The 23115-nt window shown below is 75.8% G+C and carries 22 protein-coding genes, 2 tRNA genes and 1 other RNA gene; 20 read left to right on the forward strand and 5 right to left on the reverse strand.

The features are described 5' to 3' along the window. The first annotated feature begins 14 nt into the window (after nucleotides 1–14). The 5 genes from RTG05_RS02100 to RTG05_RS02120 all read left to right on the forward strand — a co-directional run bounded on the left by RTG05_RS02100 (nucleotide 15) and on the right by RTG05_RS02120 (nucleotide 2547). On the forward strand, nucleotides 15–677 hold the full coding sequence (locus tag RTG05_RS02100) for an O-methyltransferase (RefSeq protein WP_166527252.1): 663 nt from the start codon (nucleotides 15–17) through the stop codon (nucleotides 675–677). Continuing rightward, the gene (locus RTG05_RS02105; protein ID WP_166527253.1) at nucleotides 674–1177 is read left to right on the forward strand and encodes a tRNA adenosine deaminase-associated protein; all 504 of its coding nucleotides are present in this window, start codon (nucleotides 674–676) and stop codon (nucleotides 1175–1177) included. The genes RTG05_RS02100 and RTG05_RS02105 overlap by 4 nt, the downstream gene beginning before the upstream one ends. Further along, nucleotides 1174–1833: an HAD-IA family hydrolase gene (locus RTG05_RS02110; RefSeq protein ID WP_166527254.1), complete on the forward strand. Its 660-nt coding sequence runs from the start codon at nucleotides 1174–1176 to the stop codon at nucleotides 1831–1833. Before RTG05_RS02105 ends, RTG05_RS02110 begins: the two co-directional genes overlap by 4 nt. 151 nt (nucleotides 1834–1984) lie before the next feature. Next, nucleotides 1985–2449, forward strand: coding sequence for a nucleoside deaminase (locus tag RTG05_RS02115; RefSeq protein WP_166527255.1), 465 nt, complete (start codon nucleotides 1985–1987; stop codon nucleotides 2447–2449). A 10-nt stretch (nucleotides 2450–2459) separates the two neighbouring features. Next, a tRNA-Ser gene (locus RTG05_RS02120) sits at nucleotides 2460–2547 on the forward strand. Nucleotides 2548–2659: 112 nt separating this feature from the next. Here the strand turns inward: RTG05_RS02120 and RTG05_RS02125 are convergent. Then, a complete protein-coding gene (locus RTG05_RS02125; protein WP_208104752.1) occupies nucleotides 2660–4390 on the reverse strand; it encodes a serine/threonine-protein kinase in 1731 nt (576 codons plus the stop codon). Nucleotides 4391–4418: 28 nt separating this feature from the next. After that, entirely contained in the window at nucleotides 4419–4766 is a 348-nt protein-coding gene (locus RTG05_RS02130) for a hypothetical protein (protein ID WP_166527256.1), read from the reverse strand. 163 nt (nucleotides 4767–4929) lie between these two features. Here RTG05_RS02130 and RTG05_RS02135 point away from each other — a divergent pair. Beyond that, a tRNA-Ser gene (locus tag RTG05_RS02135) sits at nucleotides 4930–5014 on the forward strand. Between the two features lie 47 nt (nucleotides 5015–5061). Here the strand turns inward: RTG05_RS02135 and RTG05_RS02140 are convergent. Then, on the reverse strand, nucleotides 5062–5991 hold the full coding sequence (locus tag RTG05_RS02140; protein ID WP_166527257.1) for a DMT family transporter: 930 nt from the start codon (nucleotides 5989–5991) through the stop codon (nucleotides 5062–5064). A gap of 204 nt (nucleotides 5992–6195) precedes the next feature. Here RTG05_RS02140 and ffs point away from each other — a divergent pair. The 10 genes from ffs to RTG05_RS02190 all read left to right on the forward strand — a co-directional run bounded on the left by ffs (nucleotide 6196) and on the right by RTG05_RS02190 (nucleotide 16798). Continuing rightward, nucleotides 6196–6291, forward strand: an RNA gene (gene ffs / locus RTG05_RS02145) — signal recognition particle sRNA small type. Nucleotides 6292–6366: 75 nt separating this feature from the next. Next, nucleotides 6367–7032 (forward strand): YceI family protein, encoded by a 666-nt coding sequence (locus RTG05_RS02150; RefSeq protein WP_166527258.1) that lies wholly within the window; start codon nucleotides 6367–6369, stop codon nucleotides 7030–7032. 72 nt (nucleotides 7033–7104) lie between these two features. Further along, the gene (locus tag RTG05_RS02155; RefSeq protein ID WP_315912243.1) at nucleotides 7105–9396 is read left to right on the forward strand and encodes a DNA polymerase III subunit gamma and tau; all 2292 of its coding nucleotides are present in this window, start codon (nucleotides 7105–7107) and stop codon (nucleotides 9394–9396) included. A gap of 167 nt (nucleotides 9397–9563) precedes the next feature. Continuing rightward, nucleotides 9564–9899 (forward strand): YbaB/EbfC family nucleoid-associated protein, encoded by a 336-nt coding sequence (locus RTG05_RS02160; RefSeq protein ID WP_166527261.1) that lies wholly within the window; start codon nucleotides 9564–9566, stop codon nucleotides 9897–9899. 33 nt (nucleotides 9900–9932) lie between these two features. Next, nucleotides 9933–10532 (forward strand): recombination mediator RecR, encoded by a 600-nt coding sequence (gene recR / locus RTG05_RS02165; protein WP_166527262.1) that lies wholly within the window; start codon nucleotides 9933–9935, stop codon nucleotides 10530–10532. 235 nt (nucleotides 10533–10767) lie between these two features. Beyond that, nucleotides 10768–12477, forward strand: a complete 1710-nt coding sequence (locus tag RTG05_RS02170) for an ABC transporter substrate-binding protein (protein ID WP_166527263.1) — start codon at nucleotides 10768–10770, stop codon at nucleotides 12475–12477. 93 nt (nucleotides 12478–12570) lie between these two features. Continuing rightward, nucleotides 12571–13575 (forward strand): ABC transporter permease, encoded by a 1005-nt coding sequence (locus RTG05_RS02175; RefSeq protein WP_166527264.1) that lies wholly within the window; start codon nucleotides 12571–12573, stop codon nucleotides 13573–13575. Nucleotides 13576–13606: 31 nt separating this feature from the next. After that, the gene (locus tag RTG05_RS02180) at nucleotides 13607–14548 is read left to right on the forward strand and encodes an ABC transporter permease (protein ID WP_166527265.1); all 942 of its coding nucleotides are present in this window, start codon (nucleotides 13607–13609) and stop codon (nucleotides 14546–14548) included. Nucleotides 14549–14552: 4 nt separating this feature from the next. Further along, a complete protein-coding gene (locus tag RTG05_RS02185) occupies nucleotides 14553–15668 on the forward strand; it encodes an ABC transporter ATP-binding protein (protein ID WP_166527266.1) in 1116 nt (371 codons plus the stop codon). Then, nucleotides 15665–16798 carry an ABC transporter ATP-binding protein gene (locus RTG05_RS02190; RefSeq protein ID WP_166527267.1) on the forward strand — a complete coding sequence of 378 codons (1134 nt, stop codon included), beginning with the start codon at nucleotides 15665–15667 and terminating at the stop codon, nucleotides 16796–16798. Before RTG05_RS02185 ends, RTG05_RS02190 begins: the two co-directional genes overlap by 4 nt. A gap of 183 nt (nucleotides 16799–16981) precedes the next feature. Here the strand turns inward: RTG05_RS02190 and RTG05_RS02195 are convergent, their stop codons facing one another. Further along, the gene (locus tag RTG05_RS02195) at nucleotides 16982–17338 is read right to left on the reverse strand and encodes a Rieske (2Fe-2S) protein (protein ID WP_166527268.1); all 357 of its coding nucleotides are present in this window, start codon (nucleotides 17336–17338) and stop codon (nucleotides 16982–16984) included. Nucleotides 17339–17440: 102 nt separating this feature from the next. Here RTG05_RS02195 and RTG05_RS02200 point away from each other — a divergent pair, with 102 nt between their 5' ends. Further along, entirely contained in the window at nucleotides 17441–19456 is a 2016-nt protein-coding gene (locus RTG05_RS02200) for a TPM domain-containing protein (RefSeq protein ID WP_166527269.1), read from the forward strand. 116 nt (nucleotides 19457–19572) lie between these two features. Then, a complete protein-coding gene (locus RTG05_RS02205) occupies nucleotides 19573–20349 on the forward strand; it encodes a VOC family protein (protein WP_166527270.1) in 777 nt (258 codons plus the stop codon). A 45-nt stretch (nucleotides 20350–20394) separates the two neighbouring features. On the opposite strand, the gene RTG05_RS02210 is transcribed toward RTG05_RS02205, so the two are convergent. Continuing rightward, nucleotides 20395–20823, reverse strand: a complete 429-nt coding sequence (locus RTG05_RS02210) for a PPOX class F420-dependent oxidoreductase (protein WP_166527271.1) — start codon at nucleotides 20821–20823, stop codon at nucleotides 20395–20397. Between the two features lie 136 nt (nucleotides 20824–20959). Between RTG05_RS02210 and RTG05_RS02215 the strand changes: the two genes are divergently transcribed. Further along, nucleotides 20960–21889, forward strand: a complete 930-nt coding sequence (locus RTG05_RS02215; RefSeq protein ID WP_166527272.1) for an AEC family transporter — start codon at nucleotides 20960–20962, stop codon at nucleotides 21887–21889. A 152-nt stretch (nucleotides 21890–22041) separates the two neighbouring features. Beyond that, nucleotides 22042–23109 carry an SDR family oxidoreductase gene (locus tag RTG05_RS02220; RefSeq protein ID WP_166527273.1) on the forward strand — a complete coding sequence of 356 codons (1068 nt, stop codon included), beginning with the start codon at nucleotides 22042–22044 and terminating at the stop codon, nucleotides 23107–23109. The last annotated feature ends 6 nt before the right edge of the window (nucleotides 23110–23115 follow it).

The raw sequence follows: 23115 nt of genomic DNA on the forward strand, positions 1-23115 counted from the left end.
CCACCCCGCGCGCCATGACCCCCCGGTCGTTCCTCCTCACCCCGGAGCTCGGCGACTACGTCCGCGCCAGCTCCGAGCCGCCGGACGACGTCGTCGCCGACCTGCTGGCCGAGACCGCTGCCCTCGCCGACCGCGGCGAGGCCTCGCCGACCTACCAGATCGCGCCGGAGCAGGGCACGTTCATGCAGCTGCTGACCCGCGCCCTCGGCGTCCGCCACGCGGTCGAGATCGGCACGTTCACCGGCTACTCGGCACTGTGCGTGGCCCGCGGGCTGCCGGCGGACGGCTCGCTGCTGTGCCTGGACAGCAGCGCGGAGTGGACGGCGGTGGCCCGGCGGTACTGGGCGCGCGCGGGGCTGGCCGACCGCATCGAGGTGCGCCTCGGTGACGCGCACGACTCGCTGCGCGCGCTGCCCGCGGCGGAGACGTTCGACCTGGCCTTCGTCGACGCGGACAAGACCGGCTACGCCGACTACGTCGAGCAGCTGCACCCGCGGATGACCGGCAACGGCGTCGTGCTGCTGGACAACACCCTGCGCGGCGGCCGGGTGCTCGACCCGCAGGGCGACGACGACCGCGCGCTCGCCGAGCTCAACGCCGCGCTGGCCGCCGACCCGCGCTGGGAGACGGTGCTGCTGCCGCTGTCCGACGGCCTGACCCTGCTGCGGCGCCGGTGAGCACCCCGGACACGCCGGGCAGCTGGACGGTGCGGGTGGCGCGGGTCGACGGCGCGTGGCGGGTGCAGCGGCTCGCGGCGGACGCCGACGTCGAGCTGCCGGCGCTGGAGCGGGCCCTCGGCGACCCCGGGGCGGGGGAGTGGCCCGGCCCGTTCGTGGTGGTCGTCGACTCGCGGCTGTACTTCGTCGTCCTGCGGCACGGGCCCGGCGGGCTGGTGCGCGCGCTGATCTCCGACGCCACCATGCAGGAGTGGCTGCTGGCCGCCGAGGTCGTGGAGCGCTACGGCATCGGGGTCGACGGGGGGAGCGCCTTCGACGACGACGACGACGAGACCGGCTGGCCCGGCGGCGACCTGGACGTCCTCGCCGACGACGGGCTGCCCGCCGAGCAGCTGCGGCCGATCGTCACCGCCGACGACCTGTGGGCCGACGAGATGGTCGCCGCGATCGCCGCCCGGCTGGGCTTCGCCGACGAGCTGGCCGCGGCGGTGCGGCCGTGAGCGCCGTGGCGACCGCCGTCGTCTTCGACCTCGGCGGCGTCATCACCGAGAGCCCGATGACCGCCTTCACCGCCTACGAGGCCGAGGCCGGGCTGCCCGCGGGGCTCATCGTGCGGCTGAACAGCACCGACCCGGACACCAACGCCTGGGCGCGCTACGAGCGCAACGAGCTGGACGCCGCCGGGTTCACCGACGCCTTCGAGGCCGAGGCGCTGGCCGCCGGGCACCGGCTGGACGCCCGGCGGGTGCTGGCCGCGCTGGCCGGCGAGGTGCGCCCGGCGATGGTCGAGGCGGTGCGGCGGCTGCGCGCGGCCGGGCTGCCCCTGGCGCTGCTGTCGAACAACGTGGCGCCCATGGAGCGCACCGGCCGGCTCGGCGAGCTGCTGGACCTCTTCGACGTGGTGGTCGAGTCCTCGGTGGAGGGCGTGCGCAAGCCCGAGCCGGAGATCTACCGCCGCGCGCTGACCCGGCTCTCCGACGCGGTGGGCCGGCCGATCGAGGCCGCCGACTGCGCCTACCTCGACGACCTGGGCATCAACCTCAAGCCCGCCCGTGCCATGGGGATGCACACGATCAAGGTGACCGACCCCACCGCCGCGCTGGCCGAGCTCTCCGCGCTGGTCGGGAGCGACCTCACCGGCGGCGCAGTCCCGTGACCCGGTCTCCGGCCCACCTCTCCCGGTGGGAGCTCGTGCTCTGCCCACGGTGGTGGGCAGAGCACGAGCTCCCCGGGACCAGGTCGGTGGCGGTCCCCTCGTGCTCCGCCCACGGTGGTGGGCATAGCACGAGCACCGCCGGGGTCACCTGGTGACCCCGGACGTCGACGCCGCGATGGGCCGCGCGTTGGAGCTGGCCGCCACCGCGGTCGGCTGGGGAGACACGCCGATCGGCGCGGTCGTCCTCGGACCGGACGGCGCCGTGCTCGCCGAGGCGGCCAACGAGCGGGAGCGGCGCGGCGACCCGACCGCGCACGCCGAGGTGCTGGCCCTGCGCGCGGCCGCCCCGGTGCACGGCGACGGCTGGCGGCTGACCGGGACGACGCTCGTCGTCACCCTCGAGCCCTGCACCATGTGCGCCGGAGCGGCCGTGCTGGCCCGGGTCGGCTCCGTCGTCTACGGCGCCGACGACCCGAAGGCGGGCGCGGCCGGGTCGCTGTGGGACGTCGTCCGCGACCGCCGGCTCAACCACCGCCCGCAGGTCACCGGCGGCGTCCGGGCCGAGGAGTCCGCCACGCTGCTGCGCGCGTTCTTCCGCCGTCAGCGGGGCCTGTAGTCTGGTCGACGGTGGCGTGTCCGAGCGGCCGAAGGAGCACGCCTCGAAAGCGTGTGAGGTGCAAGCCTCCGTGGGTTCAAATCCCACCGCCACCGCCATCGGGACCGTCACGGCGGCGTCCGCGCAGGGGCCTCCGCCCCGCCGGGCGCCGCCGTCGTCGTCCGGGGACCCAACGACCGGGACCAGGTGACCGGGATCAGGTGACCGGGATCAGGTGACCAGGTCCAGGTCGACCAGCCACTCGCCGCCGTCGCCCCGCACCAGGCGCAGCTCGTGCACCTCGACCAGGCTGCTCCCGTCGTCGCCGGTGAAGGCAACCTCGGTGGTGGCGGTGATGACGCCGTCCCCGGACAGCTCCGCGCCGCGCACCTCGCGCAGTTCCACCTCCGCCCAGGGCTCCCAGAAGTCGCGGTAGTAGCCCGCGCTGGCCCGCGACCGCAGGTAGGGCCCGGTCATCGCGTAGGCCCCGTCGGGGTCGTCGGGGAGCAGGTCGTAGTAGCGGCCCAGCGTCTGCTGCACGACCGCGGCCGGGTCGTCGGCCGGCGGCTCGCTCGGCGCGGCCTCACTGGTGGACGGCGCCGGCTCGGATGTCGTGGTCTCCGGCGCGGTGCTCTCCGGCGCGGTGGTCTCCGGTGCGGCGCCGTCCTCCGAGGGGGTCGGGGTCGGTGTCTGCGCAGGAGGGGAGGAGGCGGGCGCCTCGGCGGTGGTCCCGCCGTCCCGCTCGGTGGCCAGCCAGACGGCCCCGCCGGCGACCAGCACGGCGAGCAGTGCCAGCGCGACCAGCAGCCCCCGCCGGCGTCGGCGGGCGGGGGGCGGGGCGGGTGGCGCGCCGGCCGCGGCGGCCGGGCCGTGGTCCCGCTCGGCTGCGGTGCCGGCCGAGGTCCTCGTGGACGCGGTGCCGGCCGCCGTCCCGGTGGACGTGGTCGCGGGGGACGTCGCACCCGGGGCAGCGGCGGCCGCGGCGCCGGCGGCGGCGACCCCGCCCGCGGCGACCCCGCCCGCACCCGCGGCCGGCAGCACCCCGGTCCGCAGCTCCGCCGTCCGCTCCCGGTTGGTCGAGGAGCGCAGCGCCGTGCGGGCCAGCAGCACGGTGGTCGGGTCGCCGTCCCGGCCGGCCGCCAGCCGGGCCAGCTCGTCGCGCACCTCGACCGTCGTCGGCCGCTGCGCCGGGTCGACGGCGAGCATCCGGGTGAGCGTGCCGGTCATCGACCCGGCCCGGCGCGGCGGGTCCAGCTCGCCGGCGGCGACCCGGTGCAGCAGCCGCAGCGCGTTGTCGTCCATGCCGAACGGCGGCCGGCCCTCCAGGCAGGTGTAGAGCGTCGCGCCGAGGGAGAAGACGTCGCTCTCCTGCGTCACCTCGCTGCCCTGCGCGACCTCGGGGGCGAGGAACGCGGGGGTGCCGGTGATCTGCCCGGTCTGGGTGAGCGTCACGTCGTCCCGGGCGTGCGAGATGCCGAAGTCGGTGATCTTGACCAGCCCGTCGACCCGCGGCCCCCGGCCGATGAGCACGTTGGCCGGCTTGACGTCGCGGTGCACGATGCCGGCGGCGTGGGTGGCGGCCAGCGCGTCGGCCACCTGGGCGCCGATCTGGGCGACCTGGTCCACGGTCAGCAGGCCGTCCTCCTTGAGCACCTCGGCGAGGCTGCGGGAGGGCAGGTACTCCATCACCAGCCAGGGCGTGCCGTCCTCCACGGCGACGTCGTAGACGCTGATGGCGTGCGGGTGGGAGAGCCGGGCGGCGATCCGGCCCTCGCGCAGCGCCCGCTGGCGCTGCTGGTCGGTGACCGTCGCGTCGGCGCCGGGCGGGGGCAGCACCTGCTTGACGGCCACCTGGCGCCCCAGCAGCTCGTCGGCCGCCAGCCAGACGGCGCCCATGCCGCCGCCGCCGATGCGCTCGAGCAGCCGGTAGCGCCCGGCGACCACGCGGCCGGGCCCGGTCACGCCGCGCACCCCCTGCCCGTGGTGCCGCTCAGACGCCGGTCGGGACGCCGTGGCGGCGGGCGTACTCCTCCTGCGCGCCCGCGGGGAGCACGTCGTAGAGCTCGCCGAGCTCACGGGTGGCGTCGGAGGACAGGTCGTCGAACAGCCGCTGCCAGGTCGGCGGCTCGTCGTAGCTGCGGGTCAGCAGCAGCTCCCACGCGCGGTTCTGCCGGTCGCGCTTGCTGCGCTCGGCGACGAACTCCGACAGGTACCTGTCCTTCGCGGCGTCCTTCTCCTCCTTGGTGGCCGAGGCCGGCAGGTCGGCTTCGTCGGCGCCCTTGAGCACCGCGACGATGGCCTCCACGACGTCGGGCCGGAGCCGGTCGGTCTCGCTCACGGGGGCTGCTCTCCTGTCCTCGGCGCGCGCCGTGTTCTCGACGCACGGGGCCAGGGTGCCCTAGACGGCGCGGGCCTGACCACCCGGCGCCGCCGTCCGGGGGACACCGCGCGGGGTGCCGCGGCCGGCCGGCCCGACCGGCCCGGTATCGTCGGGCCCCGTTGGAGGATTCGCCTAGTGGCCTATGGCGCTCGCTTGGAAAGCGGGTTGGGGGCAACCCCTCGGGAGTTCGAATCTCCCATCCTCCGCCCGCTGAGGCCGGGCCCCTCGGGGCCCGGCCTCCGTCGTCCCCGAGTCAGCCCGGGCCCGCCACGGCCTCCCGCGGGGCACCGGCCGGCCGGCGCAGGTAGAGCCCGGCCACGGCGGCCAGTACGAGCAGCCCGCCAGCCAGCGCCCCGAGCGGCAGCCGCTCGCCGAGGAAGGCGGTCGCCAGCACCGTCGCGGTCACCGGTTCCAGCAGCGTGACGATGCCGGCCACCGCCCCGGGCAACGTCTGCAGCCCGCGGAAGAACAGCGCGTAGGCCGCGGCGCTGGGCACCGCCCCCAGGTAGAGCAGTGTCGCCAGGGCGACCGGCTCGGCGGTCAGGCGCAGGCCGGCGGTCAGGACCACCGGCGTCAGCAGCAGCGCGCCGCCGGTGAACCCGGCCAGTGTGACCGGGACCCCGGCCGGCAGGCCCCCGCCGGCCAGCGTGACCAGCGCGTAGCCGAGGGCCGAGCCGCAGGCCAGCAGCGCGCCGAGCAGCACCGCCGTCCCCGCCGACGCCCCGGCGGTCAGCCCGACGAGCAGGACCAGCCCGACCAGGGCCACGGCGAGGGCGAGCAGGGTGGCCCGGTCCGGGCGGCCGTGGCCCAGTGCTGCCGCCCCGAGGGCGATCAGCAGCGGCGCCAGGCCCAGCGCCACCAGCGTCGAGACGCTGACCCCGGCCAGGTCGACGGCGGCGAAGAAGGCGAGCTGGTAGGCGGCCAGGCCGGCAGCGACCAGGCCCAGCCGGACGGCGAGCGGCCGGTCCAGGGGGACGGCGGGCACCGTCCGGCGGCGCCGGGTGAGCAGGTGGGCGGCGAGCAGGACGGCGGCCCCGACGGCCATGCGGTGCCAGGCGACGTCCAGCGGGCCGAGGTCGGTGCGGTCGGTGACGATGCGCGCGCTGACGCCGGAGGTGCCCCAGCACAGGGCGGCCAGGACGACCAGCGGGAAGCCGCGCGCGGCGGCGGGAGAGGGGGACACGACGCTCCTGGGACGGTTCCGGATCGGGACGGGGCGGTCCGGAGCACGGCGCAGCGTCCCGGCGTCGCACGCCGGGGGAGGTCGATCCGCGGGGCTCCGGGTCAGGAGCGGGGCGGGGGGAGCACTCGGGCGCACCGGGGCGTCATGGCCGCGAGCGTAGCCAGGGCAGCGGCCGACCGCGGCGACCTCTCCTCTACAGTGGGCGCAGACCCCTCGTGCGGCGTCACCCCGTGAACCTCCCCAGGGCCGGAAGGCAGCAAGGATAAGCGGGCTCTGGCGGGTGCGCGGGGGGTCCCTCGCTTCCCCGGGCAGCGCACAGCTCCCTGCCAGCTCCGCGGTGTTCGCTGGACCCGTCGTCGAGCGGGGGGAGTGCACGTGTCACGTCACGGGTGGGGGATCGCCGGAGCCGTCGCCGGGGTGGCGGCGCTCGGCGCCGTCGGGGGGCCGCTGGCCTACGCCGCCCTGCAGGAGGACGCCGCGCCGGCCGCCACCGTGCAGGCCCAGCCCTCCGACGTCGCCCTCGCGCCGGACACCGACGGCACCTGGACCGTCGGCACGGGGTCGACCGCCGGGTACCGGGTCGAGGAGGTCCTCAACGGGGCCGACGTCACCGTGGCCGGCACGACCGACGAGGTCGACGGCACCCTGGTGGTCGACGGTGGTGACCTCACCGCGGCCGAGGTCACCGTGGACGTCGCGAGCACCACCACCGACAGCGACCGGCGGGACGACTACTTCCGCGAGCAGGTCATGGACGTCGCCACCCACCCGACCGCGACCTTCGCCGTCACCGGGCCGGTCGACCTGCCCGAGCTCGGCGGCACCCCGGTCACCGTGCCGGTCTCCGGGGAGCTGACGCTGGCCGGCACGACCCGGCCGGTGGCGGCGGACCTGTCCGTCGTCCGGACCGCGGACGGCGTCGACGTCTCCGGGTCGGTCCCGGTGACCTTCGCCGACCACGGCATCGAGGCGCCGGACCTGGGGTTCGTCCGCGTCGAGGACGAGGGCTCGGTGGAGTTCCTGCTGCGCCTCGTGCGCTGACGCCCGAGGCCCCGTCCACGCGGGCGCACGAGGTGCCCGGAGCGTCGGCACCGGCGGTTAACCTCAGCAGCCGTGGCACTGGCGCTCTACCGCAAGTACCGCCCGGCGACCTTCGCCGAGGTGGTCGGGCAGGAGCACGTCACCGCCCCGCTGGTCAACGCCGTCGACGGCGGGCGGATCAACCACGCCTACCTGTTCAGCGGCCCGCGCGGGTGCGGCAAGACCTCCTCGGCGCGCATCCTCGCCCGGTCGCTGAACTGCGAGCAGGGGCCGACCTCGACCCCCTGCGGCGTCTGCGGGTCCTGCGTGGCGCTGGCGCCCGACGGCCCCGGCTCGCTGGACGTCATCGAGATCGACGCGGCCAGCCACGGCGGCGTGGACGACGCCCGCGACCTGCGCGAGCGCGCCTTCTTCGCCCCTGTGAACAGCCGTTTCAAGGTCTACATCGTCGACGAGGCGCACATGGTCACCACGCAGGGCTTCAACGCCCTGCTCAAGCTGGTCGAGGAGCCGCCGGAGTTCCTCGTCTTCGTCTTCGCGACCACCGAGCCGGACAAGGTGCTGTCCACGATCCGCTCGCGGACGCACCACTACCCGTTCCGGCTGGTCCCGCCGACCACGCTGCGCGGTCTGCTGGAGCGGACCTGCCAGGCCGAGGGCGTCACCGTCGAGCCGACCGTCTTCCCGCTGGTCGTGCGCGCCGGCGGGGGCTCGGTCCGCGACTCGCTGTCCATCCTCGACCAGCTGCTGGCCGGCGCCGGCGACGAGGGGGTCACCTACCGCAGCGCCGTCGGCCTGCTCGGCGTCACCGACGACGCGCTGCTGGACGAGACGATCGACGCCCTCGCCGCGGCCGACCCGGCCGGGGTCTTCCGCGCCGTCGACCGGGTGGTGGAGGCCGGGCACGACCCGCGCCGGTTCGCCACCGACCTGCTCGACCGGCTGCGCGACCTGATCGTGCTCGACGCCGTGCCCGAGGCCGGGGGCAACGGCCTGCTGGACTGCCCGCCCGACCGGCTGGACCTGATGAGCTCCCAGGCCCGGGCGCTGGGCTCGGCCACGCTGTCGCGGATGGCCGACACCGTGCACGCCGGCCTGACCGAGATGCGCGGGACGACCGCGCCCCGGCTGCTGCTCGAGCTGGTCTGCGCCCGGATGCTGCTGCCCGCCACCGACGGATCCGCGGCGGCCACCCTGCAGCGGCTGGAGCGTCTCGAGCGCCGGATGTCGATCGCGGGTGAGCACGCCGGCCGGGCCCCGTCCGAGCCGGCCGCCCCGGCCGCTCGCGTCCCCGCCGCCCCGGGCACCGCCGCCCCGGGCACCGCCGCCCCGAGTGCAGCCGCCCCGGACACCGCCGCCCCGCCGCCGCAGGACCGGCCGGTGCCCGCGGCCGTGCCCCCCTCGGTGCCCGAGCAGCCGGCCCGCCTGGCGCGGGAGTTCGTGCGGCGGTCGCAGGCCGGCCCGTCGGCACCGTCGCAGCCGGCCTCGCGGCGGCCGACGCCGCCCGCGGCGTCCCAGCCCGCCGCCGGCCCGGCCGCGGCGCGTCCGCCCGCCGACGACGGGTGGCCGGAGACGACCCCGCCCGGGTCCGGCGCCGGGCCCCGCCCCGCGGTGTCCCCCGCCGCGCCGGCCGGCCCGGCCGGGTCCGGGGAGCCGCGCCGTGTCCGCGTCGCCGCCGGCGAGCCGGACGTCCCGCTGCCGCCCGAGCCGACCGACGACGAGGACTGGCCGCACCCCGCCCAGCCGGACGCCGTCGACGCGGCGGCCGCCCGGCTCGACCAGCCCCGTCCCGCTGCCACGTCCTCCCCCCGGGCCGCGGCCGAGTCCTCGCCGGCGCCGCGCGGTGCCGAGCCGACGCCGGTCGTGACGGCCAACCCGCCGGAGCAGGCCGCCGACGGGGAGCTCACCACCAGCGACGTCCGCCGGGTCTGGCCGGAGCTGCTCAAGGTCGCCCGCGGTCACAAGCGCACGACCGAGGCCCTGCTGCGCAGCGCCCAGGTGCACGACCTGGCCGGCGGCGTGCTCACGCTGACGGCGACGTCACCGGCCCTGGCCAAGATGCTCGGTGAGGACCTCAACCGGGACGTCGTCCGCCAGTCGCTGCAGGAGCTGCTCGGCGTGCGCTGGAAGGTGCAGGTGGTCGTGGAGGGTGCGGCCGCCCGCGGCGGTGGGGCGCCGGTCGCACCCGAGGCGGCCCGGGAGGCCGCGCGGGCGGCCGAGGCCGCGGAGGCGCGCGAGCTCATGGCCGAGCGGGCCGCGGAGGGGCCTGGTGGCGACCGGGAGCCCGAGCCGGCCGTCGACCCCGAGCAGGCGGCGCTGTCGCTGCTGCGCACCCACCTCGGCGCCCGGCCCGTGGACGGCTGAGCGTCGACCGCGCGCCGCGGGCTCGTCCGGCTCCGCGTGGCCGTCGCGGACGCCGACGTCCGTGCCGACGTCCGTGCCGGCGCGACGCCGTCCGGCTCGTCCCGTCGGTGGAGGTCAGCACGATCGGCGTCCCCGCGGATGTCGGCCGAGCGGCCTAGGCTCGGCGCATGTTCCCCGGAGGCCAGCCCGACATGTCGGAGTTGCTGAAGCAGGCGCAGCAGATGCAGCAGCAGCTGGCTGCCGCGCAGGAGCAGCTGGCGCAGGAGGAGGTCACCGGCACCGCCGGCGGTGACCTGGTCAGGGTGACCATGACCGGGCAGGGCGAGGTGACCGCGGTGACCATCGCGCCGGCCGCCGTCGACCCCGACGACCTGGAGACCCTGCAGGACCTCGTGGTCGCGGCCTTCCGCGACGCCTCCCGCGCCGTCAACGAGCTCACCGCCGACCGCATGGGGCCGCTCGCCGGCGGCCTCGGCGGCGGCATGGGGCTGCCCGGCCTCTGAGCCGGCGCCGACCCGCCCGACGAGAGGGACACCGTGTACGAGGGGGCCGTCCAGGACCTCATCGACGAGCTCGGCCGGTTACCCGGCGTCGGGCCGAAGAGCGCCCAGCGCATCGCCTTCCACCTGCTGGCCGCGGAGTCCGCCGACGTGAGCCGGCTGGTCGCCGCGCTGCAGCGGGTGCAGGCCGAGGTCCGGTTCTGCAGCACCTGCCACAACGTCGCCGAGGGCGAGCAGTGCCGCATCTGCCGTGACCCGCGGCGGGTCGACGACGTCATCTGCGTGGTCGAGGAGCCCAAGGACGTCGTGGCCATCGAGCGCACCCGGGAGTTCCGCGGCCGCTACCACGTGCTCGGTGGCGCGATCAGCCCGATCGAGGGCGTCGGCCCCGACGACCTGCGGGTCAGGGAGCTGATGACCCGGCTGATGGACGGCGCGGTCACCGAGCTGATCATCGCCACCGACCCGAACCTCGAGGGCGAGGCGACCGCCGCCTACCTGGCCCGGCTGGTCGCCCCGCTGGGGCTGGCGGTCTCCCGGCTGGCCAGCGGCCTGCCGGTGGGCGGCGACCTGGAGTACGCCGACGAGGTCACGCTGGGCCGGGCCTTCGAGGGCCGCCGCCGCATCGACGCCTGAAGCAGGACCCCGCTGCCCCCCGCCCCTCGCGCGCTCGCGGCGGGACCCTGCAGCGGGGCCACCCACGGGCCTGCGCGTCTTCATCACAGGATGGTGTCGATGCCGGGCCGCGGCTCACGATCGCGCGCGCGCCCCGCCTAGGGTCCGACCCACGTCCGAGACGGCATGCGCCCTCCGGCCGCGAAGTCGCAGAACTCACCCGGCCCACAGCGGCCGAGAAGGCAGGTCGTCCGCGATGCAGCGTCGTCCCTCCCGCGTGCTCGCCGCCTCGGCGGCCGCGCTCACCGCCGTCACGCTCTCCGCGTGCGCCTCCAGCGACCGGGACACCGGCGCCGGCGGCGGCGAGGGCGGTGAGGCGCAGTCCGGCGGCACCCTGGTCTTCGGCGCCGCCGGCGACCCGAAGATGTTCGACCCGGCGTTCGCCAGCGACGGCGAGACCTTCCGCGTGGCGCGCCAGATCCACGAGGGGCTGCTCGGCAACGAGCTCGGCGGCACCGACCCCGAGCCCGAGCTGGCCGAGAGCTACGAGGTCAGCGAGGACGGGCTGGAGTACACCTTCGCGCTCCGCGAGGGCGTGACCTTCCACGACGGCACGGAGTTCAACGCCGAGGCGGTCTGCTTCAACTTCGACCGCTGGTACAACTTCGAGGGCCTGGCGCAGAGCCCCAGTGCCACGCCGTACTACCAGGACGTCTTCGGCGGCTTCGCCAGCACACCGGACACCCCGAACATCTACGAGAGCTGCGAGGCCACCGACGCGAGCACGGCGGTCATCCGGCTCACCCAGGTCACCTCGAAGTTCCCCGCGGCCCTGGCGCTGCCGGCCTTCTCCATCCAGAGCCCGACGGCCCTGCAGGAGTACGACGCCGACGACCTCTCCGGCAGCGAGGACGCGCTGACCTACACCGAGTACGCCCTGGAGCACCCGACCGGCACCGGGCCCTTCCGGTTCCAGGGCTGGGACCGCGGCAACGGCGAGGTCACCATCGTCCGCAACGACGAGTACTGGGGCGAGCCGGCGCTGCTCGACGAGATCGTCTTCCGCACCATCCCGGACGGGAACACCCGCCGCCAGGAGCTGCAGGCCGGGGCGATCGACGGCTACGACTTCGCCGCGCCGGGGGACTACCAGACGCTGCAGGACGAGGGCTTCCAGGTCCTGGTGCGTGACCCGTTCAACGTCCTGTACCTGGGCATCAACGGCGGTGGCGTGCCCGGCTCGGGCGCCAACCCCGCCCTGCAGGACCCGCGGGTGCGTCAGGCCATCGCGCACGCCATCGACCGCGACACGATCGTCAACTCCTTGCTGCCGGAGGGCGCGGAGGCGGCGACGCAGTTCATGCCCCCGACCGTCGACGGCTGGGCCGAGGACGTCACCACCTACCCCTACGACCCCGAGCGGGCGCGTCAGCTGCTGCAGGAGGCCGGCGCGGAGGGCACCACGCTGCGGTTCTTCTACCCGACCGACGTCACGCGGCCCTACCTGCCCGACCCGGCGGCGATGTTCCAGGTGCTCAGCCAGAACCTGACCGACGCCGGCTTCACCATCGAGGCCACCGCGCTGCCCTGGAACCCCGACTACCTCAACGTGGTGCAGGCCGGTGGCGCGGACGTCCACCTGCTCGGGTGGACCGGTGACTACAACGACGCCTACAACTTCATCGGTACCTTCTTCGCCGCCAAGGCCGACGGCCTGGCGAAGGCGGAGTTCGGCGCGTTCAACGCCCCGGAGATCTTCCAGGCGCTGGCCCGGGGTGACGCCGAGCCGGACCCGGACGCCCGCGCCGCGCTCTACCAGGAGGCGAACCGGCTGATCATGGACTACCTGCCGGGTGTGCCGATCTCCCACTCGCCGCCGGCGCTGGTGGTGGCGGACAACGTGTCGGGTCTGGAGCCCAGCCCGCTGACCGCCGAGGAGTTCGCCACGGTCTCCATCACCGAGTGACCTCCGCGCCCGTCCCCGCCGTCGGCCTCCGGGTCGCCGGCGGGGACGGTGTCGTGACCGACGCCGCACCCAGGGAAGGCTGACCAGCACGCCGTGCTCCGCTTCACCGTCCGCCGGCTGCTGCAGCTGGTCCCCATCCTGCTGGGGTTGTCGGTGCTGCTCTTCGCCTGGCTGCGCGCGCTGCCCGGCGGGCCGGCGCAGGCTGCGTTGGGGGAGCGGGCCACCCCCGAGGACATCGAGCAGTACAACCGGCTGTTCGGCCTGGACCAGCCGATCTGGATCCAGTACCTCCGTTTCCTGCAGCGCGCGGTCACCCTGGACTTCGGCAACTCCACCCAGTACGGGCGGCCGGTCACCGACGTCTTCCTCGAACGGTTCCCGGGCACCATGGAGCTGACCCTCACCGCGATGGTCTTCGCCATCGGCGTGGGCATCCCGCTGGGCTACGTCGCGGCCCGCCGCTACGGCAGCCCCCTGGACTCCGCCTCGGTCGTCGGCTCGCTGCTCGGCGTGGCCATCCCGGTGTTCTTCCTCGCCTACCTGCTGCGGCTGCTGTTCGCCGTCGAGCTCGGCTGGCTGCCCGGCTCGGGAAGGCAGGACGTGCGCATCGACGCCACCCGGATCACCAACTTCTACGTGCTCGACGGCCTGCTGACCCGCGAGTGGGACGCCGCCTGGGACGCGCTGACGCACCTGGTGCTGCCGGCGCTCGCGCTGGGCACCATCCCGCTGGCGATCATCGTGCGGATCACCCGGGCCTCGGTCCTGGACGTGGTCAACGAGGACTACGTGCGGACGGCGAACGCCAAGGGGCTGGCCGCGGCCACGGTGCGCCGTCGGCACGTCGTCCGCAACGCGCTGCTGCCGGTGTCCACGACGATCGGCCTGCAGACCGGCCTGCTGCTGTCCGGCGCCGTGCTGACCGAGACGGTGTTCGCCTTCGGCGGGGTGGGCCTGGCCCTGCGCGACGCGATCACCTACCGGGACTTCGCCGTCCTGCAGGGCTTCATCCTGCTGCTGGCGGTGGTGTACGTGCTGGTCAACCTGCTGGTGGACATCTCCTACGGGGTCCTGGACCCGAGGGTGAGAGTCCGATGAAGCTCGCGGAATCGAACCGGCAGGTGGAGCGGTGACCGCGGTGGGCGACGTCCGGCGCCGCCGGATCGACGAGCTGGCCGCCCGGGCCGGCCAGGTGCCCGAGGGCGAGGGCGGGGTCTCGCTCACCCGCAGCGCCGTCCGCCGGCTGCGCCGCGACCCGGTGGCCATCGCCGGCGCGGTCATCGTGGTGGTGTTCCTGCTGGTGGCCGCCTTCGCGCCGCTGCTGGCCCCGCGCGACCCGGTCGCGCAGTACCTGCTCAGCGAGATCCGGCCCGGCTCCATCCCCGGCCCGCGCGAGGGCTTCCCGCTGGGCGTGGACAACCTCGGCCGCGACCTGCTGTCCCGGCTAGTCTACGGCTCCCGGCAGTCGCTGCTCATCGGGTTCGTGTCCACGGTCCTGGGGGTCGTGGTCGGGATGGCGCTGGGCGTGCTGGCCGGTGGGCTCGGCGGCTGGGTGGACACCGTGGTCATGCGGTTCGTCGACATCCTGCTGTCCATCCCCGGGCTGCTCATGGCGATCACCGTCTCGGTGCTGCTCGGGCAGAACCAGTACGCGCTGATGATCGCCATCGCCGTCGTCCAGGTGCCCGTCTTCGCCCGGCTGCTGCGCGGGTCGATGCTGGCCCAGCGCGGCAGCGACTACGCCCTGGCGGCACGGGCGCTGGGGGTGAAGCGGGGACGCATCGTGTTCGGTCACGTGCTGCCCAACTCGCTGTCGCCGGTGATCGTGCAGGCGACGCTGTCGCTGGCGACGGCGATCATCGAGGCGGCCGCGCTGTCCTTCCTGGGCCTGGGCGACCCCGACATCGCCCGTCCGGAGTGGGGCGCGATGCTGGCCAACGCGCAGGACTTCCTGTCCATCCGCCCGGCCCTCGCCATCTGGCCCGCGCTGTGCATCATCGTCGTCGCGCTGGGCTTCACGCTGCTCGGGGAGCGGCTGCGCGAGGCGCTCGACCCGAAGTTCCGGAGGTGACCCCATGAGCGTCGAGGCGCTGTCGCCCGCGGCTCCGGACCGGTCCGCCGTCCCGGTGCTGGAGGTCGAGGAGCTCACCGTCACCTTCGCCCGTCGCGGCGAGCGGCCGACCCGGGCCGTCGACGGCGTGAGCTTCTCGGTCGCGGCCGGGGAGACCGTCGGGCTGGTCGGCGAGTCCGGCTGCGGCAAGTCCGTGACCTCGCTGGCGGTCATGGGCCTGCTGCCCCGCCGCGGGGTGCAGGTCGGCGGGTCGGTGCGGCTGAACGGCGCCGAGCTGCTCGGCGCGCCGGACCGCACGCTGCGCGAGCTGCGCGGCGCGGACATGGCGATGGTCTTCCAGGACCCGCTGTCCTCGCTGAACCCGACCGTGCCCATCGGCACCCAGGTCACCGAGGTGCTCGTCGAGCACCGCGACATGGGCCGCAGGGAGTCCGTCGCCGAGGCGGCCGCCCTGCTGGACCGGGTCGGCATCCCCGACCCCACCCGCCGGCTCAAGGAGTACCCGCACCAGCTCTCCGGCGGGATGCGGCAGCGGGCGCTGATCGCGATGGCGCTGGCCTGCTCGCCCCGGCTGCTCATCGCCGACGAGCCGACGACGGCCCTCGACGTGACCATCCAGGCGCAGATCCTGGAGCTGCTGCGCGAGCTGGTCGTCGACACCGGGACGGCGCTGGTGATGATCACCCACGACCTCGGCGTCGTCGCCGGCCTCTGCGACCGGGTGCACGTCATGTACGCCGGGAAGGTCATCGAGACCGCCGACCGGCACGAGCTGTTCGCCCGCCCGCGCCAGCCCTACACCGGCGGGCTGCTCGCCTCGGTGCCGCGGCTGGACGCCGGCCGCGGCACCCCGCTGACCCCGATCCGCGGGTCGGCGCGCGACGCCATCCCGTGGGCCGAGGGCTGCGCGTTCGCCCCGCGCTGCGACCACGCCCAGGACGACTGCCTCACCGAGGTCTCCGGCAGCACCGTGCCGCTGGAGTACGACGGGCCCGGACGCGAGCTGCGCTGCCGGCACCCGCTGGAGCACCCACCGGTCCCGGCCGGGGCCCCGTCGTCCGGCAGCACCGCGTCCGGCAGCACCGCGTCTGGCAGCACCGCCTCCGGAGCCGGGCGGTGACCGCCGGGCCGGAGCCACTGCTGCAGGTCCGCGGCCTGCAGGTGCACTTCCCCATCAAGCGCGGGGTGTTCGTCGACCGCACGGTGGGTCACGTCCGCGCCGTCGACGGCGTCGACCTGGCCATCGACCGGGGCACCACCTACGGCCTGGTGGGGGAGTCCGGGTGCGGCAAGTCCACCCTCGGCCGCGCCGTCCTGCGGCTGGTCGAGCCCACCGCCGGGCAGGTGCTGTTCGACGGCACCGACGTCGCCTCGCTGCAGGGCGAGGCGCTGCGCACCATGCGCCGGCGGATGCAGATGGTCTTCCAGGACCCGCTGGGCAGCCTGGACCCGCGGCAGGACGTCGAGTCGCTGCTGTCCGAGCCGCTGCGCGCACACGGCCTGGGCGGGGGCAAGGCCGGCATCGCCGCGCGCATCCGCGAGCTGCTGGACGCCGTCGGGCTGCCGTCGGCGGCACTGCGCCGCTACCCGCACGAGTTCTCCGGCGGGCAGCGGCAGCGCATCGGCATCGCCCGCGCGGTGTCGCTGGAGCCGGACCTGCTCATCGCCGACGAGCCGGTGTCCGCGCTGGACGTCAGCGTGCAGGCCCAGGTGGTCAACCTGCTCGAGGAGCTGCAGCAGCGGCTCGGCCTGACCTACCTCGTCATCGCCCACGACCTGGCGGTGGTGCGGCACATCAGCGACGTCGTCGGCGTCATGTACCTGGGCTCGCTGGTCGAGCAGGCCCCCTCCGGTGAGCTCTACGACACCCCGCTGCACCCCTACACCCGGGCGCTGATGAGCGCCGTCCCGGTGCCCGACCCGGTCGTCGAGGAGCGGCGGGAGCGGATCCTGCTGGCCGGCGACCTGCCCTCACCGGCGGACCCACCCAGCGGCTGCCGCTTCCACACCCGCTGCCCGTGGCGGCAGGAGACCCGCTGCGACGACGAGGTGCCGGTGCTGCGCGAGCTGGCGCCCGGCCACCTGGTGAGCTGCCACTGGGCCGAGCCCATCCGGGACGGCCTGCTGGCACCGCGGTCACCGGAGGAGGTCGCCGCCACCCAGGGGGTGTCGGTGCGTGGCACCGGCGCGGACGGCTACGAGACCGACGCGCTGGTGCAGGGCGTCGACGAGCCGGTCGAGCGCCGCTGAAGCACCCCGCTGCCCTCGCCACTCGCAGGCTCGCGGCGAGCCCCGGGCGGGCCGGCGCAGGACGGGGTCACCCGTCACTCTCGCGGTGTTCCTGCTGCTCTCGCGCGGGTGCACCGGCGTAGGAGCAGCAGGAACCGCGCGGGAGTCGGTCGTCGGGCACAGAGCGCTCGGTGCGCAGGGCCCTCACTCCAGGACGACGTCGTCCCCGCGGCGGACGGCGCGACGGACCCGCAGCCGCAACCGGCGGGCGTAGGCCCGCACGAACTGCGTGTAGCCGGGCGTCGGTCCGTGGTAGCCGAGGATGCCGCGCGGGCCCTCGACCATCTCGCCGGTGCGCACGTCGTAGCGGGCTCCGTGCCACGGGCAGACCAGGCACCCGTTCCTGTCGATGGACCCCTTCGACATGTCGGCGAGCTGGTGCCGGCAGCGGCGGGAGACGGCGAAGTACTCGCCGTCCCGGTTGCCGACGGCCCACTTCCCGACGCGGCGGACCGCTCCCGGCGGCAGGTCGGCGGCGGGGATGCGGTCGGGGTCGGGCACGGTGCCTCCAGGAGTCGGGGACGTGCCCCTACCCCGGACGGCGGCGGGTCAGACGGCCGGGCGCGGGTAGGGTCCGGCGCACCCGATCCCCGGAGGTCCCCCGTGCGCCGGCTGACCGCCGTCCTCGTCCCGCTGGCCGCCGCGGTCCTCCTCGGCGGTGGCCCCGCGCTGGCCGAGGAGCCGTTCGACGTCCCGGAGCAGGTGACCGACCGCGCCGACGTGCTCGGCCCGGCGCAGGAGGCGCAGGTCGGGGACGTCCTCGTCCAGTTGCAGACCGAGGACCAGGTGCAGCTGTTCGTGGTCTACGTCGACACCTTCGACGGTGTGGCTCCGCGGGCCTGGGCCAACCGGACCGCAGAGCTGTCCGGGCTCGGCGGCAACGACGTGCTGTTCGCCGTCGCGGTCGACGACGGGCGCTACGCGTTCAACCCGCCCACGGACTTCGTTCTGTCGGACCAGGAGCTCGACCGGTTGGTCGCCTCCGACGTCGAGCCCGAGCTCCGCGCCGGCGACTTCGACGGGGCGGCGGTCGCCTTTGCGGAGGTCCTGCGCGACGGCGGAGACGGCAGTGGGGGGCTGGGCACGGCCGCCGTCGCCCTCGGTATCGCGGCGGTCGCCGGCGGCGCCTACCTCGTCACGCGCGCCCGCCGCCGCCGGGCGGAGGCTCCGCCGCCGACCCGGCGGATCGAGCGGCCGGACCCGCACGCCGGCGTCCCGACCGAGGAGCTCAACGCGCGGGCCAGCACCGCGCTGCTGGAGCTGGACGAGGCGGTGAAGACCTCCCGGCTGGACCTGGACTACGCCCGGCTGCAGTACGGCGCCGACGCGGTCGCCGGCTTCACCGAGGCCCTGGCTGCCTCCGAGCAGGACCTCTCCCGGGCCTTCACGCTGCGCCAGCTGCTGGACGACGAGCACCCGGAGGACGAGCCCACGCAGCGGCGGATGCTGACCGAGATGCTGCAGCTGACCACCGCGGCCGACGCCCGCCTGGACGAGCAGGCCGAGGCGTTCGACCGGCTGCGCGACCTGGAGCGCACCGCCCCGCAGGCCCTCGACGCGCTGACCTCGCGGATCACCGCGCTGCGCGGCCGGCTGCCCGCCGACGAGGAGCGGTTCGCCGCGCTGCAGCGTCGCTACTCCGCGGCGGCGCTGGCTCCGGTCGCCGACAACCCGGCCCAGGCGCGGGCCCGGCTGGACGCCGCCGAGCAGGCGGTCGCCGAGGCACGCGAGGAGCTCGCGGCCGGGCAGGCGGGCGCCGCCGTCGGTGACATCCGGGTCGCCGAGGACGCCCTCGCGCAGACCGGCACGCTGCTGGACGCCGTCGCGCGGCTGGGCAACGACCTGCAGGCCGCGGAGGCCCGGGTGGCGTCGGTACGGGCGGAGACCGAGGCGGACCTCGCCGAGGCCCGCGCCCTGGTGGCCGGCGGCACGGGCCGCGGGCTGCGCCCGCAGGTGGCCCGCGCCGAGGCGGCGCTGACCGCGGCCGACGCCGCGCTGCACCCCGCGGACGGCGGCCGGCCCGACCCGCTGGCCGCGCTGCGGCAGCTGGAGGAGGCCGACATCGCCCTGGAGCAGGCCCTGACCGTCGCACGGGACGCCGAGCAGCGGGCCCGGCGGGCCGCGGCGTCGCTGGACCAGGCGCTGCTCACCGCCCGGTCGGGCATCGCCGCCGCCGGCGACTTCATCGGCACCCGCCGCGGTGCCGTCGGTCCGGAGGCCCGCACCCGGCTGGCCGAGGCGCAGCGGCACCTGGACCTCGCGGTCGCCCAGGGCCGCACCGACCCGGTCGGCGCGCTGCGCGAGGCACAGACGGCCGACGCGCTGGCCCAGCGGGCGCTGCAGCAGGCGCAGTCCGACGTCGCCGGGTGGGGCGGCGGTGGCTACGGCCCCGGCATCCCCGGCGGTTTCGCGGGCGGCTACGGAGGCGGCGGGTACGGCGGCCCGCGCGGCGGGGTGGACCTCGGCAGCCTGGTGCTCGGCGGGATCCTCTCCGGCGGGGGCGGCCGGGCCGGCGGTTACGGCGGTGGGTTCGGCGGTGGCAGCGGCGGGCGACGGCCGGGCAGCTTCGGCGGCTCGCGCAGCCGCGGTCGCGGCCGCTCCGGTGGCGGGCGCTTCTGACCGACCGGGCACCCGTGCACACGCGGTCCGGTGAACACCACGCGAACGGGCGCCGGGCCCTGGGAACTGTCCCTGCCCGGTGCCAGGGTGGCCTCCCCACCCGACGAGGAGGAGTCATGCCCACTCGGAACACCCCGTGGCCGGCCGGCACCCCGTGCTGGATCCACTACGGCGCTGCTGACGTCGACGCCGCCCGGGAGCTCTACGGCCGCCTGCTCGGCTGGGAGTACACCGGCGGGGAGGCGGAGTACGGCGGGTACCTCAACGCCACGCGCAACGGCGAGCCGGCCGCGGGCCTCGGCCCGCTGACGAGCCCGGGTGACTCCCCGGGCTGGACGACGTACTTCGCGACCGACGACGCCGCGGCCACCTGCGAGCGCATCCGCGAGGCCGGCGGCACCGTGGTCGTGGAGCCGATGGAGGTCGGGCCGCTGGGCACGATGGTCGTCGCCACCGACCCGCAGGGCAACGCCTTCGGGCTGTGGCAGTCCGGGCTGCACACCGGCTGCCGGGTGGTCAACGAGCCCGGCTCCCTGGTGTGGAACGAGGTGGCCGTCGACGACCCGGCCGCGGCCCGGGAGTTCTACTCGGCGGTGTTCGGCTTCACCTACGACGACGTCGACGGCGTCGAGGGGTACCAGACCTTCGCGCTCGGTGGCCACCCGCTCGGCGGGCTGGGCGGCTCCCAGCCGGGAGCGCCGAAGGGCTGGACGGTGTGCTTCGCGGTCACCTCCACCGACGACGTCGTCGCCGCCGTGGAGGCCGCCGGCGGGAAGGTGACCATGGCGCCGATGGACACCGAGTTCGGTCGCCTCGCCGTGGTCGACGACCCCTGGGGCGCCGCCTTCTCGGTCATGCAGGTGCCCGAGGGCATGCCGGTGCCCGGCAGCTGAGGTGCCCGGCCCCTGCGACGGGGCCGGGGGCGAGGGGGTCCGCCGTCAGGCGCGGAGCTGGCCGTACGCGTGCTCGGGGCGCAGCCGGAGGACCAGCCGCCGGTCGGCGACCATGGCCGCGCGGTAGGCGTCCCAGTCGTCGTGCTCACCGGAGATGCCGCGGTAGTAGGTGACCAGCTCCTCGACCGTGGCGTCGTGCGGGTCGGCGGCCACGGGCGTCAGGTCGGCGCTGCCCTCGACCGCGACCCAGCTCCAGAAGTCCTGCGAGGAGACGTGCAGCGTGACCCGTGGGTCGCGCTGCACGTTGCGGGTCTTCGCCCGGTCGGCGGTGACCGACACCCGCACGAGCTGCGCCTCCGGGTCCCAGGCGTAGCCGACGTTGGACAGCTGCGGGCGGCCGTCGCGCTTGACGGTCGCGAGCACGCCCCACCGGTTGCGGGCGACGAACTCGAGCATGCGTGGGTCGACGGTCATGCCGGCGACAACGCCGTCCGCCGGTCCGGTGTGCCCGGCCTCACCGGGGCGCGGGCGGCGACCTGCTTGGGTGTGCAGTCGTGACCGGGGAACCCGCTCGAGGCGTGGTGGGACAGGGCAGCCCGGGCCGCGGCCGGTGATCGACGTCGGACTCGTCCTGCCGGAGTTCGCCCTCCTCGTCCTGGGCGCCCTGCTGCGGCGCTGGGCCTGGCGCTCGCCGCAGTTCTGGGTGGACCTGGAGCGCCTGGTCTACCTGGTGCTGTTCCCGGTCCTGCTGGTGCGCACCACCCTGGCCGCCGACCTCGGCGCGGCCGGCGCCGGCACCGTCCTGCTGGCCGCCCTGGGGGCCACCGGTGCCGGCGCGCTCCTGGCCGCGGCCGTGTGGCTGCTGCCCGGCACCGACCGGTCGACCGCCGCCTCCGGCTGGCAGACGGCGTTCCGGTTCAACTCCTACCTGGCCCTCGCCCTCGTCGACGACCAGGGCCCGGCGGCCCTGGCGCTGATGGGGGTACTGCTCGGCGTCAGCGTCCCGGTGGTCAACGTGCTCGCCGTCAGCGCCCTCGCCCACGGCGCCCCCTCACCGGCGGACGGCGACCGGCGAACGAGCGCAGCCGTCCGGCTGCTGGGCGCGGTCGTCCGCAACCCACTCATCCTCGCCACCGCCGCCGGGCTCGCCGGCAACCTGGCCGGGGTCACGCTGCCGGGACCGGTGGACGCCACCGCCTCCCGGCTGGCCGCGGCCGCGGTACCGCTCGGGCTGCTCACCGTGGGGGCGGCGCTGCGCGGGGGCTGGTTCCAGCGCGGCCGGCGACTGGTGTCGGCGTACCTGGCACTGGTCAAGCTGGTCGCGGTGCCCGCCGCCGCGCTCGGCCTGGCGACCGCCCTGGGCGTCGTCGGCGAGCAGCGGGCGGTGCTCATGGCCTTCGCCGCCGTGCCGCCGGCGACCGCCGCCTACGTGCTCACGGCCCGCATGGGCGGAGACGGGCCGTTCGTGGCCGCCCAGCTGTCCCTCACCACCGTCGCCGCGGTGCTGACCCTGCCACTGTGGCTCACCCTGACCGGCTGACCGCGGCCACCACGGTCCGCGGCCGCCGCTGCCGCGACACCCACGCCGGCCGCCGTCGAGGCGTTCCCGCGGGAACGCCGTCGGGGTGCGCCCGAGGTGCTCCCCCCGAGCCCGCGGGTGTGGGACGCCGGCCGCCGGGGGACCGGACGGACATGGGTGAGCAGCAGGCGGGCAGTGTCGTGGTGACCGGGGCCGGGGGCGTCATCGGGTCGCACGCGGCGGCCGAGTACGCCCGGCGACCGGGGTGGCGGGTCCGCGGGGTCAGCCGCCGCACCCCGGGGCAGGCGACCTGGGAGCACCTGGCGGTGGACCTGGCGGACGCCGCGTCCGCCACGGAGGGGATGGCCGGCCTCGGCGACGTCACCCACCTGGTGGCCGGCGCCTACGCCGAGCGCCCGACCACCCGGGAGCTGTCGGAGGTCAACGTCGCGCTGCTGCGCAACACCCTCGACGCCCTGGCCGCCGCCGGCGCCCCGCTGGAGCACGTGACCCTCTACCAGGGCGGCAAGGCCTACGGCGCGCACATGGGGTTCTTCAACACCCCCGCCAAGGAGCGCGACCCACGGATCGTCCAGCCCAACTTCTACTACGACCAGGAGGACCTGCTGCGGTCGCTCGCCGCCGAGCGCGGCTTCCGGTGCACCGTGCTGCGGCCGGAGGGCGTGGTCGGCTACGCCGTCGGCAACCCGATGAACCTGCTGATGGTGATCGCGGTCTACGCAGCGATCAGCCGGGAGCTGGGCCAGCCGCTGCGGTTCCCTGGCACCCTGGCCGCCTACGACGCGCTCTACCAGGTCACCGACGCCGAGCTGCTCGCCCGCGCCACGGTGTGGGCCGGCGGTGCGCCCCACGCCGACGGGGAGGTCTACAACGTCACCAACGGCGACCAGCTGCGGTGGCGGCACCTGTTCCCGGTCCTCGCCCGCCACCTCGGCATGGACCACGCCGAGCCGCAGCCGATACCCCTTGCCGAGGCGATGGCTGACCGCCGGGACGTGTGGGAGCGGCTGGCCGCCCGGCACGACTTGGTGCCGACGCCCTACGAGGACCTGGTGAGCTGGGACTTCGGCGAGTTCATCTTCCGGTCGGGCTTCGACAACGTCAGCTCCACCGTCAAGCTCCGGCAGGCCGGGTTCGCCGACTGCCTGGACACCGAGGACCGCTTCCTGGAGCTGTTCGACCGGCTCGCCGCCGACCGGGTCGTCCCGCCGGTGCCCTGAGGGCGG

The organism is Geodermatophilus sp. DSM 44513 (genome assembly GCF_032460525.1).
Classification (GTDB): domain Bacteria; phylum Actinomycetota; class Actinomycetes; order Mycobacteriales; family Geodermatophilaceae; genus Geodermatophilus.

Excerpts from the sequence above, each read along its gene's own strand:
- RTG05_RS02100 (WP_166527252.1), top strand. The coding sequence starts at position 15 with ATGACCCCCCGGTCGTTCCTCCTCACCCCGGAGCTCGGCGACTACGTC.
- RTG05_RS02160 (WP_166527261.1), top strand. The coding sequence starts at position 9,564 with ATGTTCCCCGGAGGCCAGCCCGACATGTCGGAGTTGCTGAAGCAGGCG.
- RTG05_RS02170 (WP_166527263.1), top strand. The coding sequence starts at position 10,768 with ATGCAGCGTCGTCCCTCCCGCGTGCTCGCCGCCTCGGCGGCCGCGCTC.
- RTG05_RS02185 (WP_166527266.1), top strand. The coding sequence starts at position 14,553 with ATGAGCGTCGAGGCGCTGTCGCCCGCGGCTCCGGACCGGTCCGCCGTC.
- RTG05_RS02205 (WP_166527270.1), top strand. The coding sequence starts at position 19,573 with ATGCCCACTCGGAACACCCCGTGGCCGGCCGGCACCCCGTGCTGGATC.
- RTG05_RS02210 (WP_166527271.1), bottom strand. The coding sequence starts at position 20,823 with ATGACCGTCGACCCACGCATGCTCGAGTTCGTCGCCCGCAACCGGTGG.
- RTG05_RS02220 (WP_166527273.1), top strand. The coding sequence starts at position 22,042 with ATGGGTGAGCAGCAGGCGGGCAGTGTCGTGGTGACCGGGGCCGGGGGC.